This window comes from Sphingopyxis sp. PAMC25046, from assembly GCF_004795895.1.
In the GTDB taxonomy this organism is placed as follows: Bacteria; Pseudomonadota; Alphaproteobacteria; order Sphingomonadales; family Sphingomonadaceae; genus Sphingopyxis.
Genome location: NZ_CP039250.1, coordinates 631,250 through 644,745 on the forward strand (window position 1 = coordinate 631,250; position 13,496 = coordinate 644,745).

Sequence of the window (13,496 nt, forward strand, 5' to 3'; positions counted from 1 at the left end):
GAACCAACAGAATTTCAGGAGTTCAGACTATGGGTACCAAGGCCATCACCGACGCGAGCTTTCAGTCCGACGTGCTCGACAGCGACACTCCGGTGCTCGTCGATTTCTGGGCCGAATGGTGCGGTCCGTGCAAGATGATCGGCCCGGCGCTCGAGGAAATTTCGGACGAACTCGCGGGCAAGGTCGTAATCGCCAAGCTCAACATCGACGATCATCCCGACGCGCCGAGCAAATATGGCGTGCGTGGCATCCCGACGATGATCCTGTTCAAAAATGGCGAGATCGCCGACACCAAAGTCGGCGCGGCGCCGAAAAGCGCACTCAAAGGCTGGCTCGAAGGCGCGCTTTAGGGGCCGAGCCTTCTCTCCCCGATCATCATCCGGGCGAAACCCGGGATGACGATCGGGGCGGGGAAGATTTCTAGATCGCCCCCGCCTTCAGCTGCTTGACCGCATAATCGGCTGCGCGCGCCGTCAGCGCCATGAAGGTGAGCGACGGGTTGACGCACGAGATCGACGCCATCTGGGCGCCGTCGGTGACGAACAGATTGGCCGCGTCGTGCGCCTGGCTCCATTTGTTGAGCACCGACTGGCGCGGATCGGCGCCCATGCGCGCGCCGCCCATTTCGTGGATCGCGTCGCCGGGCACATGTTCGCTGCGTCCGCTGGTGACGTTGGTCAGGCCCGCTCGGCGCAGCATCGCTTCGCCTTCGCTGCGGGCATCGTCCATCATGCGGATCTCGTTGTCGCGGAAGGTGACGTCGAAACGCATCAGCGGGATGCCGAAGCGGTCGACCTTGCCCGCATGCAGGCTGACGCGGTTGTCTTCATAGGGCAGGCATTCACCGAACGCGCCCATCCCGAATTTCCACGGCCCATAGCCGCGCATGCCGTGCTTCATCGACGCGCCGAAGCCCTCGGGCGGTAGCGGATCGCGCCGCGCGCTGCCCTGATAGCCATAGCCACGCCGGAACCCCACGCCTTCCTCGCCCCCGACATTGCGGAAGCGCGGGACATAGACGCCGCCGGGACGGCGGCCATATTCGATAAAATCGGTCATCCCCGGAATATCGCCCGAGATACCGACGCGGAAGATATGGTCCATGACGTAGCGGCCAAGGGTGCCGCTGGCGTCGAAATGGCTCTTGGCCGTTCCCGCTATGCGCGAGTTCATCAGGATCTGGGTCGAGGCCATCGCAGAGGCGCAGAGGAAGACGAGGCGAGCAGGGATCACTTCGGCCTGCTTCGTCTTGGTGTCGACGACGCGAACGCCCGTGACCCGCTTCGTCTTCGGGTCATATTCGAGGTTGGAGACGACCGCGTCCGAACGCAGCGTCAGCCGCCCGGTGGCGCGCGCCGCGGGCAGGGTGACCGCCTGGGTCGAGAAATAGGCACCGAACGAGCAGCCGCGCCCGCACTGATTGCGGAACTGGCATTTGCTGCGGCCCTGATCCTCCTTGTCCTCGGTCATGTTCGACAGGCGCGTGTTGATCAGCTTGCGCCCCGGTGAGGTCGCCTCGAGCCGCTCCTTCACCCATTTTTCCGCGACGTTCATCTGGATCGGCGGCTGGAACGCGCTGTCGGGGAGTTGCGGCAGATTTTCGCGCGATCCCGACACGCCGATATAATTTTCGACATAGTCGTACCAGGGCGCGATGTCCTCGTAGCGGATCGGCCAGTCGATCCCGACATTCTCGCGCTTGTTCGCCTCGAAGTCCTCGGGCGACCAGCGGAAACTCCAGCGCCCCCAGATCAGCGACTTGCCGCCGACCGCGGCGGGCCGGATCCAGTAGAATTTTTCGCCCTCGCCATAGGCATAGGGGTTGAGCCGGTCGTTATTGTAGAATTTCCGGTTCGACGGCGAGACATAGCCATGCTTGGCGATGAAATAATCGCTTTCCATCAGCGCCTTGGGCATCATGTCGCGCGCCGGGACCTCATAGGCCGGTTTGCCGTCATAGTCGTAATCGCCATGCTCGACCATCACCCCGCGGTCGAGCATCAGCACCTTGAGGCCCTTTTCGGTCAATTCCTTTGCGGCCCATCCGCCGCTGACTCCGGAACCGATGACGATCGCATCGAACTGGTCTGTCATGTCTTGTCCTCGAATATTAGGCGCGAAGCCGGCGCAGCGCGCTGAAGCTGGCGGCGATGTCGGGCAGGTAAGGCGCGGGCGACTGGTCGTTCTCGACATAGAAATGCTTCACGCCGGCGGTCTGGTTGAGCGTGAAGATGTCGGCGAAATCGATGACGCCCTTGCCGACGCTGGTCATCCTGCCCTCGGCGGTGCGGTCCTTGACATGATAGGCGTAGATCCGTCCCGCAAGGCGCTTGATGATCGCCTTGGGGTCCTCGCCCGCGGCGACCGCCCAGAACAGGTCGAGTTCGAGTCCGACGAGCGCCGGGTCGGCGTCGGCGATCAGCGTGTCGAACAGGCTGGTGCCGCCCGGCCTCAGCGTGAATTCGAAATCATGATTGTGATAGGCGAAGCCCAGCCCGGCCTTTTTGAGCCGCTCGGCGTAGCGGTTGAAATCGGCGACCGCGGCCTTCCAGCCTTCGGCGCTGCGATGCGCCTCGCCCATATAGGGGACGATCAGCGTATCAGCGCCGAGCGCCTTGGTCATCGCAACCGCGCCGTCGAAATCGCTCGCGAGCGCTTCATAGCCGACATGGATCGAAGGCGACTTCAGCCCCAGCCGGTCCATTGTCTTGCGGAGCGCGGCGTGGTCCATCTGGTCGTAACCGCCGCCGCCATATTCGACTTCGCGATAGCCGATCGCGGCGACCTGCTCGAGCGTCCCCATCGGGTCCTTCGCGAAGAGCTCGCGCACCGTGTAGAGCTGGATGCCGACCGGCTTTGATTTGAGGCTCTTTGCCATGAGTGGCCCCGCTGCGAGTGTCGCTCCAAGCGCGGCGCCGCCCGCCATCCATTGCCGCCTGCCGATCATCATGACGAAAACACCTTCTTGATCTCGGAATAGGGATAGGCGCCGTCGTAGCGCCCGGGGACGGGCAGATATTCGCGCTCCTGCATGATGCCGACCTCCGACGTGAAATAGCCGGTGAGCACGAGCTGGCGGAACTTGTCGAAAAAGTCGGCGCCGCCGGGGAGCTTGTCTTCCATCGCGAGCGTCAGCAGCGCGTCCTGCTGCGCCGGCGTCGCCTTGGCGGCGGCGACCTTGTAATCCGCCCGGCTGCGCGTCTCGATCGCGTCGAGCCCGGCGAGGATCGGCTTGCGGTCGTCGGGGCTGGCCCAGTCGGCGAGCAGCTTCTCGATAAACTCGGGGACGCCGGCGGCGATTGCGCCCGGGGTGTCGGTCGTCGGCATCACGCGCTCGCTGAGTGCGGTCATCAGCGCGCGCTGCTGTGCGCTGAAAACCGGCGAGGAGGGCGGGCCGTCGCTGATCGGCGTCATCTGCATCGCCGCCGCGCGCGCGATCGGCGCAAACAGGCTGGCGCCGAACATCGCGGCCATCCCGGCCAGGGCGTCTCTGCGGTCGATGATCATTTCACTTCGCCTTCGAAATCATGGCTCGCCGCCGCTGCGGGCAGCGGGCGCACCCAGATGTTGCGGAACGAAACCGGGGAATGATGATCCTGAAGCTGGATCGGCGCCGCATCGCCATGCGCTTCATACGTAGCGACCTTGCGCCAGACCGTGCTGCCGAGCCACGGCTGGCGGTTCTGCACGAGCACGCCGTTGAGGAAGGCGGTGATATAGGCAGGACGAACGAGTTTGCCGTTGGATGCGAAGTGCGGCCGCTCGAAAATAATGTCGTAGCTCTGCCACTCGCCGGGCGCCCGCGACGGATTCACGAGCGGCGGCTTCCAGGCATAGATCGATCCAACGGTGCCGTCGGCGTAGGTGGGGTTCCGGTAGCCGTCGAGAATCTGGATCTCGTAACGCTGCATGAACCAGATGCCGCTGTTGCCGCGATCCTGCGAGGTCTTGCTCGGCGGATTGGGCGAGGCGAATTCGAGGTGAAGCTGGACGTCGCCGAAGCTTTGTTTGCTGACCAGTGCATTTTCACCCTTGCCGTCGGCGCGGGGGACCGAGGTTGCCGCACCGTCCTTGACGATCCACGGCGTCGCCTGCGGCTGCCACGCGTCAAGCGACGTGCCGTCGAACAGGACGGTCGCGTCGGAGGGCGGAGCGCCCGGGACGGTGCCCGGGGTCACGACGGTCGGGTGGGGACGGTCCGAATCGTGCACATGCCACTTGCCGCCGGGCAGCATCGGCGTGTCCTTGAATCCGGGCTTTTCCTCTGCGGCGGCGGGGCTGACCGCCGCCACCGCGGCTGCGATGACCGCGGCCCCTGCGAAACGCTTCACTTGTCTCTCCCTCATGCCGCGTCGATCGCGCGATAGGCGGCGACGAGCCGCTCTTCACCCGCGCGCCCGTCGACCGAATTACTGTGCTCCATGCCGATCACGCCGCCGAATTTCCTCGCGCGCAGCCAGCGGACGATATTGCGATAGTTGATCTCGCCGCTTCCAGGCTCGTTGCGGCCGGGGTTGTCGCCGAACTGGATATAGCCGATCTCGTCCCAGCAGTTTTCGAGCGTGTTGATGAGATTTCCGGCCTGAATCTGCTCGTGATAGAGATCCGCCAATATCTTGATCGCGGAGCTGTTCACCGCGCGCGCGACCGCAAAGCCCTGCGGCACGGTCGACATGAAGACGCCGGGATGGTTCACCAGCGTATTGAGCGGCTCCATAACCATGACGAGTCCGTGCGGTTCGTAGATTTCGGCGGCGCGGCGCAGCACGTCGATCACGCGCGCGGTCTGGATCTCGACCGGCAGCTTGCGGTCCATGAAGCCGGGGACGATCGTCATATGTTTGGAATTCAGCCGCTTGGCGACGTCGACCGAGCTTCGAATATCGGCAAGGAAGCGCTCGCGATCGCCATCGTCGTTGCCGCCGAGCTGCGGCCGGAAATCGCCCCAGCGCGGCATGCTGGCGACGAACACGCCCATCGTCATGCCGCGCTGCTGCAGCGCGCGCGCCATCGCGCTCTGGTCGGCGACCGAACGACCGGCCGCCTCATTATCCTCCCACGCGGTAAAGCCCTGATCGGCGGCGAACGCGATTTGTTCGAGCCGCCCGCCGCGACTGTTGAAGCTGCCTTCGTGCGGTGCATATTTCAGCGAAAAGCGCGCGGCGTTCGATGGCGCCGCACCGCTCGCCGCAGTCGTGGCGGCGGCCGCGACGCCGCTCGCCAACAGGGTTCGCCGTGAAAGCGTCACGCAGCCTCGCCCGCGAGCGCCGCGCGCGACTTGCCGCGCTCGCGCAGCCAGATGAAGCCGAACACCGCGAGCAGCACGACGGGCAGGATCGCCAGCCGCTGGAACGACAGCGACGCGGCGGCATCCTCGACCGCGAGCTTCGCGGCGCCAGTCAGCCGCGCAAAGGCTTCAGGGCCGCCGGCGAACTCGATCTTGGCGCGGTCGAACATCGCGCCGAGCTGGGGCAGAACGAAGAAGCTGGCGAGCGCACCCGCCGATCCGACGAGGCCCATCGCCCACGATCCGCCGCGCGGATAGCGTTCGGCGACCGAGGCGAGCATCGTCGGCCACATCACGCAGACGCCGAGACCCCAGACGGTCGAGGCGAGGATCGCCGCCGCCGGCGACTGCGCCTGGCTCAGCATGAAGAGGCCGATCGCCGCGAGCAGGCTCGATACCCAGAGCAGCCCGGGGTTCGAGATTTTGTTGGCGAGCCGCCCCGCGAAATGACGGAAGACGAACATCAACGCGTTGACATAGACGAGCAGCAATATGCCGCGCATGCCGACGCGGTTCGACAGCGCAACGTCGATCCACTGACCGGGAGCCAGCTCCGACGCCGCGGTCAGGAACATCGCGCCGAACCAGATGAAGAAGCTCGGGCGGCGGAACACCTCGCTCATCATCTCGCCGAAGCTGACGCCGCTTTGCTCGCGCAGCGGCGGCGGGAACGTCGTCGTCGCGGCGATGATAACGGTCGCGACGGCAGGGATCATCACCAGCGCCATGATGCCTTGCCAGGGCAGCGCGACCGAGAGGAAGAAGCCAGCGAGCCCGCCGACGATGATGCCGCCGGGGAACCACGCATGCAGCACGTTGAGCCGGTGCGTCGTGTCTTCGGGGTAAAGCTGCGCGGTCAGCGGATTGATCGCCGCCTCGGTCAGCCCCCAGCCGATGCCGCTGAGCAGCATGCCCGCCCATACGAGCCAATAGACGGTCATGCCCGTCGCGACATGACCCGCGGTGACGATCATCAACGGGCCAAGGATGAAGCATAGCCCGGCTCCCGCCAGACACCGCTTCATCCCGATCTGGTCGAGCAGCGCGCTCGCGACGAACAACGTGATTGCGAAGCTGAGGAACGCGGCGCCGAGCGCGGCGGCGATCAACTCGCCCGCCTGCAGCGGCGCGATCGGGTCGATCCATTCGGCCTTGAGCCCGCTGGCGATCGCGCCGCGGATCGCGAGGCTCGCCGCGGCGGTAAACAGCGCGAGCACGCCCAGCCAGAATAATCGGCCCTTGTGCAATGTCGTGGTCATGCGTCCCTCTCCCCGCTTGTCGGTTATTTTTTTAGATTATCTTTTCAGTCGAGCCCCAGCATCGCGCGATTGAGCGCCGGATCGCTGCCGCCCGCGAAATCGTCGAACGCCTTGTCGGCCTTGCGGATCATGTGCGCGGCGATGAAGGGCGCGCCTTCGCGCGCGCCGTCCTCGGGATGCTTCAGGCAGCATTCCCATTCGAGCACGGCCCAGCCGGCATAGCCATATTGCGTGAGCTTGGAGAAAATCCCGCCGAAATCGACTTGGCCGTCGCCCAGCGAGCGGAAGCGGCCAGGACGGTCGACCCAGTCCTGAAAGCCGCCGTAAACACCCGAGCGCCCGGTCGGATTGAGCTCCGCATCCTTGACGTGAAACATGCGGATGCGCTCGTGATAAATGTCGATGAACTGAAGATAGTCGAGCGCCTGCAGCACATAATGGCTGGGGTCATAGAGGATGTTGGCGCGCGGATGATTGTCGACGCCCGCGAGGAAGCGTTCGAAGGTCACGCCGTCGTGGAGGTCCTCGCCCGGATGTATCTCGTAAGCGAGATCGACGCCCTGTTCGTCGAAAGCGTCGAGGATCGGCCGCCAGCGCTTCGCGAGTTCGGCGAAGGCTTCCTCGACCAGTCCTGCGGGGCGCTGCGGCCAAGGGTAGAGATAGGGCCAGGCGAGCGCCCCCGAAAAAGTCGCATGGGCATTCAGGCCGAGCCGCCGGCTTGCTTTCGCCGCAAGGCCGAGTTGCTCGACCGCCCATTTCTGCCGTTCGGCCGGCTTGCCCTTCAGCGCGTCGGGCGCGAACGCATCGAACTGGGCGTCGTAGGCAGGATGCACCGCGACCAGCTGGCCCTGCAGATGCGTCGACAGCTCGGTGATCTCGACCCCCGCTTCGCGGCAGGTGCCGGCGAACTCGTCGCAATAATCCTGACTCTCGGCCGCCCGCGCGAGATCGATGCAGCGGCTGTCCCAAGTCGGAATCTGGATGCCGACATAGCCCGCCTCCGCCATCCAGCGCGCCGCCGAGGGCAGGGTGTCGAAGGGCGCCGCGTCGCCCATGAACTGCGCAAGGAAGACAGCCGGGCCCTTCATGCGACAGCCCTTCCGGTCACTTGGTTTCGGCCTTGAGATAGGCGATCAGCGCCGCGCGGCGCGCGGAATCGGCCACTTTGACGACCATGCGGGTGCCCGGCACCTTCTTGGTCGGCGCGGCGAGATATTCGTCGAGCGATTTTTCATCCCAGCGAATTTTCGAGGCCTTGAGCGCCGGGCTGTAGTTGAACCCGGCGACCGAGCCCGCCGTCCGGCCGATCAGGCCGTGCAGATTGGGGCCCATCACGCTTTTGCCGCCCGCTTCGAGCGTATGGCAGGCCTTGCACGCGGCGAACGCCTGCGCACCGGCGCCTGTCGGTCCGGCATGGGCCGTGGGCGACGGCATCATCATCGCGGCGGTTAATATTGCACCCGCCAATGGCAGGGCGAACAGAAATTTCATTATCCTCTCCCGTCTGGCAACAGCCGGTGCGATGATGTAACCGTTTAAAAGCGAATAATGCAAACAATTTTATGAATTCTGGCAGAGGGAATGCGATGAACGGTCGGTCGAAAATTCGCTATGGTATGGTGGGTGGCGGCGAGGGCGCTTTCATCGGTGCGGTGCACCGTATGGCCGCCGCGCTCGATAGCGAATATGAATTGGTATGCGGTGCGTTCAGCACCGATGCCGACCGCAACCGGCGGAGCGCCAAAGCGCTGAGAATCGAGCCGGGCCGCGGCTACCCGACCTTCGACGCCTTGCTTGTCGCGGAAGCCGCGCTGCCCGCGGACGAGCGGATGGAAGTGCTGGCGATCGTCACCCCGAACCACCTCCACGCCCCGATGGCGATCGCAGCGCTCGACGCCGGCTTTCACATCCTGTCCGAAAAGCCGATGGCGCTGAATTTGGCCGAGGCGCAGGCGATCGCCGCGGCGGCAGAGCGTAGCGGCAAGCTTTATGGCCTTGCCTTCACCTACAGCAGCTATCCGCTGATCGAAGAGGCGCGCGTGCGCGTCGCGCGCGGCGATTTCGGCAAGATCCGGCTGGTGCAGGCCGAATATTCGCAAGGCTGGCTGAGCCGGCCGATCGACGCGGACGGTAACAAGCAGGCCGAATGGCGCACCGATCCCGCGCGGGCCGGACTCGGCGGCTGCCTCGGCGACATCGGGACGCACGCTTTCCAGCTTGCCGAGCATGTCTCGGGGCTGGCGGTCGAATCGCTGAGCGCCGAACTGACCACGCATGTTGCGGGTCGCCGCCTCGACGACGATGTGGCGGCGCTGCTGCGCTTTGCGGGCGGTGCGCGCGGGATGCTGAAAGCCAGTCAGGTCGCGGCGGGCGACGAGAATGGCCTGCGGCTGCGCATCCATGGCGAGGAAGGCGGTCTCGAATGGTCGCAGATGGAACCGAACAGCCTGACGCTCCGCTGGCTCGACCGCCCAACCGAGGTGATCCGCGCCGGCGGGCCGGGGCTCGACCCCTTGGCGATGGCGCGGCTGCGCACCCCGGCGGGGCATCCCGAGGGCTATATCGAGGCGTTCGCGAACCTCTATCGCAGTTTTGCCCGGGCCCTGCGCGCCGGAGCCGCGAGCCCGCCGCCGCGCGGCGCGGCCGACTGGTTCCCCGGAATCGCCGACGGTTTGCGGACGATGACCTTCGTCGAAGCGGTGGTCAAAAATGCATCCGGCGACGCGAAATGGACCGCGCTCACGGACTGACGATCGCGCGGGTTCAGCTCCGGTAATCGGCGTTGATGCTGATGTAGCCGTGGGTGAGGTCGCAGGTCCAGACGGTAGCGCGACCTTCGCCGAGGCCCAGGTCGGCGCCGACGCGGATGTCCTGACCCTTGAGATGCGCGGCGACGGGCACTTCGTCATAGCCGTCGACGGGAAGGCCGTCCTTCGCGACCCAGTGATCGCCGAAGCGGATCGCGAGCTTGTCGCGGTCGGCGGGTTCGCCGGCCTTGCCGACCGCCATCACGACGCGGCCCCAGTTCGCATCCTCGCCCGCGATCGCGGTCTTCACCAGCGGCGAATTGGCGATGGCGAGCGCGACGCGCTTCGCGCTGTCGTCGCTGGTAGCGCCGGTGACCTGGATTTCGATGAATTTAGACGCGCCCTCGCCATCGCGCACCACCTGATGCGCGAGGTCGAGCGCGACGGCGCGGATCGCGGCGTAAAGCGCGTCGGCGCCCGGATCGTCGCGGGTCGTGAGCGGCGTATTGCCAGCCTGCCCAGTTGCGAAGAGCAACACCGTGTCGCTGGTCGAGGTGTCGCTGTCGACGGTGATGGAATTGAATGTCCCGCCGGTCGCCTCGCTCAGCATCGCCTGCAACAGCGCGGGCACGACGGCGGCGTCGGTGAAGATATAGCCAAGCATCGTCGCCATGTCGGGCGCGATCATGCCCGATCCCTTGACGATCCCCGTGATGTGGACGGTCGTGCCGCCGACGACCGCACTGGAAGCTGCGCCCTTGGCGAAGGTGTCGGTGGTGCCGATCGTTTCGGCGGCGGCTTCCCACGAGCAGGGCTCGGCGGTGAGCGCGGCGTCGACGCCCGCGCGCGCCTTGTCCTTCGGCAGCGGAACGCCGATGACGCCGGTCGAGCTGACGAACACTTCCTTCGCATCGCAGCCGAGATGGTCCGCGACTTGCGCCATGATCTGTTCGACCGCCTCGCGCCCGCGATAGCCGGTGAAGGCGTTACTGTTGCCCGCGTTGACGATCAGCGCGCGGCCGGTGCCGCCCTTCACTTGTTCGCGGCCGAGCTCGACCTCGGACGAGCAGCAGACATTGCGCGTGAAGACGCCCGCGACCGTGGTGCCCGGCGCGAGCTCGACAAAAGTGAGGTCGCAGCGGTCCCAATTCTTATAGTGCGCGCGCGCGACGCGGCGCGTGACCCCGGCGATGTCGGGGAGGGCCGGAAAAGAGTCGGGGGCGAGCGGCGAGCGGGTGGTCATGCCGCCCGCTTAACCGCTACGCCCCCTACGTCAATCAGGCTTTGGATGCGCTCAGGCGGGAATGCCGCTGATCGACTTCACTTCCATGAAATCCTTGAGGCCGAACACTCCGCCTTCGCGGCCGTTGCCCGACGCCTTGTAGCCGCCGAACGCCGCGCCCGGTCCGGGACCCCAGGCATTGACCGCGACCATGCCGGCGCGCAGCTTCGGTGCGACTTCGGCGGCCTTGGCGGGGTCGCCGGAGACGACGGCCGACAGGCCATATTCGGTGTCGTTGGCGATATCGACCGCCTGTTCGAGCGTGTCATAGGCCATGATCGTCGCGACGGGGCCGAACACCTCTTCCTTCGCGATGCGCATGTCGGGAGTGACGCCAGAGAAGACGGTCGGTTTGATATAATAGCCGCGGTTGACGTTCGAGGGCAGGCCGGTACCGCCGGTCTCGAGCGTCGCGCCTTCGTCGATCGCCGACTGGATCAGGCCCTGAATCTTGTCGAACTGCGCCTTGTTGACGACGGGGCCGATGTGGCCGCCCTCGGCCTGAGGGTCGCCAACCTGCGTGCCGTCGAACATCGCCTTGATCACGCCGACGGCTTCGGCCTCGCGCTCCTTCTGGACGAGGATGCGCGTCGGCGCGATGCAGCTCTGCCCGGTGTTGACGAGCACGCCCTGCACCGTCGGGGGCAGCACGGCGGCGAAGTCGGCGTCGGGCAGGACGATGTTCGGCGACTTGCCGCCGAGTTCCTGATGGACGCGCTTGACCGTATCGGCGGCAGCCTTGGCGACAAGGATGCCCGCACGGGTCGAGCCGGTGAAGCTCACCATTTCGATGCCCGGGTGCGCGCTGATCGCGTTGCCGACGGTCGGGCCGTCACCCTGCACGAGGTTGAAGACGCCGGCGGGAACGCCCGCGGCCTCGAGAATTTCGGTGAAGATCACGGCATTGCCAGGGCATTCTTCGGACGGCTTGAGCACCATCGTGTTGCCCGCGGCGAGCGCCGGGGCGACTTTCAGCGCGATCTGGTTGAGCGGCCAGTTCCACGGCGTGATCATGCCGACGACGCCGATCGGTTCATAGGCGATCATGCCCGCGGCATATTTTTCGGTGAAGCTGAAATCCTTGAGCGCGGCGATCGTGCCGAGGAAACCGCCGATGCCGGCGCCGACCTGCGCGGTGCCCGCGAAGCTGACCGGCGCGCCCATTTCCGCAGCCATCGACTTGGCGAGGTCGGGCGCGCGCTTCTTATACTCCTCGACGATGCGACCCAGCAGCTCGAGGCGTTCCTCGCGGGTGGTCTGCGAGAAGCTCTTGAACGCTTCCTTCGCTGCGGCGACCGCATCATCGACGTCGGCGGCGGTACCGAGCACGACGGTCGAGGCCGCTTCCTCCGTCGCCGGGTTGATGACGTCGTGGAGCTTGCCGCCCTTCGAGTCGACCCAGCGGCCGCCGATATAATGTTGTTTGAGGTGCGTTTCGGTGCTCATGTCCTGTCTCCCATCGGCGGTCTATTCCGTCTCGGATTGCTACCTAATCACTGTGCCCGATGAATCAAGCACGGCCAACTGCCAAATCTGGCGGGTCAGCGTTTTTCGGCCGCGAGCCGCGACATCAATATGGCGGCGCGCGTCGCCTGACGCGCGATGCTGGGGATGTCGACCGTTTCCTCGGGGCCGTGATCGCCCGTCGAATAGGCGCCGAGTCCCGCGAGGCTGTCGACGTGCGGCGCGACGAAGCTGATGTCGGCGGCGCCGCGCTTCAAGGGATCGAGCGCCGCCATTTCGGCGAGGCCGAGGTCGCGGTTGATTGCGTTGAGCCGGGTCAGCAGCGCGCGGTTGCCGTCGGTCGGCGCCATTGCCGGATAGCCGCCGGGGTCGAAGGCGAGCGTCGCGCCGGTGCCGGGGGCATGATCGGCGACGATCGCTGCCATCTTGTCCTTCACGCGCGCGGCCTGCTCGGCCGAAAGCGTGCGCAGGTCGCCGCGCGCGATCGCTGTTGCGGCAATGATATTGGTCTTTCCGTTCGCGCTCGCGCGAATCTTGCCCTCGTCGAGCGACACCTGCTCGCCGCCCGCGACCAGCCCGACGTTGAAGGTCAGATTCGGTTCGGGCAGCTCGGTGCGAAAGCGGTGGATGATCCGCGCGAGCTCATAGATCGCGCCATCGCCGGCATCGGCGCTGAAAACGCCCGAGCTGTGCCCCGTCTTGCCGGTCGCGGTGACCTGCCAGCTTTCCGACGAGCGCCGCGCGATCGAGCTCATGTCGGCGCCGCTATCGCGGACCAGCCCCTCGAACCCCAGCGCGACGTCGACGCGCTTGCCCGCGGCGATCAGGTCGGCCCGGGCCTTGGCGAGCGGATCGCCGGTGTCTTCCTCGTCGCCGGTCATGTGAAATTCGATGTTCGCGCCCTTGAGCGTCCCTGCCTTGTGCATCGCGCGCAGCGCCGCGACGACGACGACCATTCCGCCCTTGTCGTCGCCGACCCCCGGACCCTTCGCCTTGTCGCCCATGCGTTCGAATTTCTGAAAGGGCGAGTCTGGTTCGAACACCGTGTCGAGATGCGCGATGAGGAGCAGGCGCTTGGTATCGGGCTTGCCGGCGTGCGTCGCGATCAGATGGCCGGCGCGACCGGTCTCGCGCATCGGCTTCCATTCTACCTTGAAGCCGAGGGGCTCGAGTTCGGTGCGCATCATCGCACCGACCTTTTCGACCCCTTCGAGATTGAGCGAACCGCTGTTCTGGTTGACGAGTTTTTCGAGCAGCGCGAGGCTGCGTGTCTGTTCGGCCTCGATCGTCTGGGCCATGCCGCTCTCGGCTTTGCTGAGCTTCGCCGCGGCGGCGGGCGCGAGGGCAAGCTGGAGGGCGATGAGCGCGGCAAAGGGCAATGATTTCATGGGGGCTCCGAACGATCCAAACGTCGCCCCCGAAGGCGGGGGCCGCCGGCAACCCTGCGCTACCTCTCT

General features: G+C 65.8%; 13 protein-coding genes. 2 read left to right on the forward strand and 11 right to left on the reverse strand.

Going from position 1 to position 13,496, the window contains the following annotated elements:
* Positions 1-29 precede the first annotated feature (29 nt).
* Positions 30-350: a thioredoxin TrxA gene (gene trxA, locus E5675_RS02885; protein WP_037555014.1), complete on the forward strand. Its 321-nt coding sequence runs from the start codon at positions 30-32 to the stop codon at positions 348-350.
* A 70-nt stretch (positions 351-420) separates the two neighbouring features.
* On the opposite strand, the gene E5675_RS02890 is transcribed toward trxA, so the two are convergent.
* Genes E5675_RS02890 through E5675_RS02925 form a run of 8 tightly spaced genes read right to left on the reverse strand, consistent with a single transcriptional unit; the run spans position 421 to position 8,037 of the window.
* Complete coding sequence (locus E5675_RS02890; protein ID WP_136173259.1) at positions 421-2,094, reverse strand: GMC family oxidoreductase; 1,674 nt, start codon at positions 2,092-2,094, stop codon at positions 421-423.
* 16 nt (positions 2,095-2,110) lie between these two features.
* On the reverse strand, positions 2,111-2,950 hold the full coding sequence (locus tag E5675_RS02895) for a sugar phosphate isomerase/epimerase (protein WP_136173260.1): 840 nt from the start codon (positions 2,948-2,950) through the stop codon (positions 2,111-2,113).
* A complete protein-coding gene (locus E5675_RS02900; RefSeq protein ID WP_210727599.1) occupies positions 2,947-3,507 on the reverse strand; it encodes a gluconate 2-dehydrogenase subunit 3 family protein in 561 nt (186 codons plus the stop codon). Before E5675_RS02900 ends, E5675_RS02895 begins: the two co-directional genes overlap by 4 nt.
* A complete protein-coding gene (locus E5675_RS02905; protein ID WP_247594756.1) occupies positions 3,504-4,331 on the reverse strand; it encodes a DUF1080 domain-containing protein in 828 nt (275 codons plus the stop codon). Before E5675_RS02905 ends, E5675_RS02900 begins: the two co-directional genes overlap by 4 nt.
* Positions 4,332-4,342: 11 nt before the next feature.
* Complete coding sequence (locus tag E5675_RS02910; RefSeq protein WP_136173262.1) at positions 4,343-5,248, reverse strand: TIM barrel protein; 906 nt, start codon at positions 5,246-5,248, stop codon at positions 4,343-4,345.
* A complete protein-coding gene (locus E5675_RS02915; RefSeq protein ID WP_136173263.1) occupies positions 5,245-6,546 on the reverse strand; it encodes an MFS transporter in 1,302 nt (433 codons plus the stop codon). The genes E5675_RS02910 and E5675_RS02915 overlap by 4 nt, the downstream gene beginning before the upstream one ends.
* Positions 6,547-6,590: 44 nt before the next feature.
* Positions 6,591-7,634 (reverse strand): sugar phosphate isomerase/epimerase, encoded by a 1,044-nt coding sequence (locus E5675_RS02920; RefSeq protein WP_136173264.1) that lies wholly within the window; start codon positions 7,632-7,634, stop codon positions 6,591-6,593.
* A 16-nt stretch (positions 7,635-7,650) separates the two neighbouring features.
* On the reverse strand, positions 7,651-8,037 hold the full coding sequence (locus E5675_RS02925; RefSeq protein WP_136173265.1) for a c-type cytochrome: 387 nt from the start codon (positions 8,035-8,037) through the stop codon (positions 7,651-7,653).
* A gap of 95 nt (positions 8,038-8,132) precedes the next feature.
* Here E5675_RS02925 and E5675_RS02930 point away from each other — a divergent pair, with 95 nt between their 5' ends.
* Entirely contained in the window at positions 8,133-9,296 is a 1,164-nt protein-coding gene (locus tag E5675_RS02930; RefSeq protein WP_136173266.1) for a Gfo/Idh/MocA family oxidoreductase, read from the forward strand.
* A 13-nt stretch (positions 9,297-9,309) separates the two neighbouring features.
* On the opposite strand, the gene argJ is transcribed toward E5675_RS02930, so the two are convergent.
* From argJ to E5675_RS02945, 3 genes are all read right to left on the reverse strand, one after another.
* Positions 9,310-10,536, reverse strand: coding sequence for a bifunctional glutamate N-acetyltransferase/amino-acid acetyltransferase ArgJ (gene argJ / locus E5675_RS02935; protein ID WP_136173267.1), 1,227 nt, complete (start codon positions 10,534-10,536; stop codon positions 9,310-9,312).
* 51 nt (positions 10,537-10,587) lie between these two features.
* A complete protein-coding gene (locus E5675_RS02940; RefSeq protein WP_136173268.1) occupies positions 10,588-12,021 on the reverse strand; it encodes an aldehyde dehydrogenase family protein in 1,434 nt (477 codons plus the stop codon).
* A gap of 95 nt (positions 12,022-12,116) precedes the next feature.
* The gene (locus tag E5675_RS02945) at positions 12,117-13,427 is read right to left on the reverse strand and encodes a M20/M25/M40 family metallo-hydrolase (RefSeq protein ID WP_136173269.1); all 1,311 of its coding nucleotides are present in this window, start codon (positions 13,425-13,427) and stop codon (positions 12,117-12,119) included.
* Positions 13,428-13,496 lie beyond the last annotated feature (69 nt).

Coding starts and splice junctions, on each gene's coding strand:
- trxA (WP_037555014.1), top strand. CDS start 30: ATGGGTACCAAGGCCATCACCGACGCGAGCTTTCAGTCCGACGTGCTC.
- E5675_RS02890 (WP_136173259.1), bottom strand. CDS start 2,094: ATGACAGACCAGTTCGATGCGATCGTCATCGGTTCCGGAGTCAGCGGC.
- E5675_RS02895 (WP_136173260.1), bottom strand. CDS start 2,950: ATGATGATCGGCAGGCGGCAATGGATGGCGGGCGGCGCCGCGCTTGGA.
- E5675_RS02900 (WP_210727599.1), bottom strand. CDS start 3,507: ATGATCATCGACCGCAGAGACGCCCTGGCCGGGATGGCCGCGATGTTC.
- E5675_RS02915 (WP_136173263.1), bottom strand. CDS start 6,546: ATGACCACGACATTGCACAAGGGCCGATTATTCTGGCTGGGCGTGCTC.
- E5675_RS02920 (WP_136173264.1), bottom strand. CDS start 7,634: ATGAAGGGCCCGGCTGTCTTCCTTGCGCAGTTCATGGGCGACGCGGCG.
- E5675_RS02925 (WP_136173265.1), bottom strand. CDS start 8,037: ATGAAATTTCTGTTCGCCCTGCCATTGGCGGGTGCAATATTAACCGCC.
- E5675_RS02930 (WP_136173266.1), top strand. CDS start 8,133: ATGAACGGTCGGTCGAAAATTCGCTATGGTATGGTGGGTGGCGGCGAG.
- argJ (WP_136173267.1), bottom strand. CDS start 10,536: ATGACCACCCGCTCGCCGCTCGCCCCCGACTCTTTTCCGGCCCTCCCC.
- E5675_RS02940 (WP_136173268.1), bottom strand. CDS start 12,021: ATGAGCACCGAAACGCACCTCAAACAACATTATATCGGCGGCCGCTGG.
- E5675_RS02945 (WP_136173269.1), bottom strand. CDS start 13,427: ATGAAATCATTGCCCTTTGCCGCGCTCATCGCCCTCCAGCTTGCCCTC.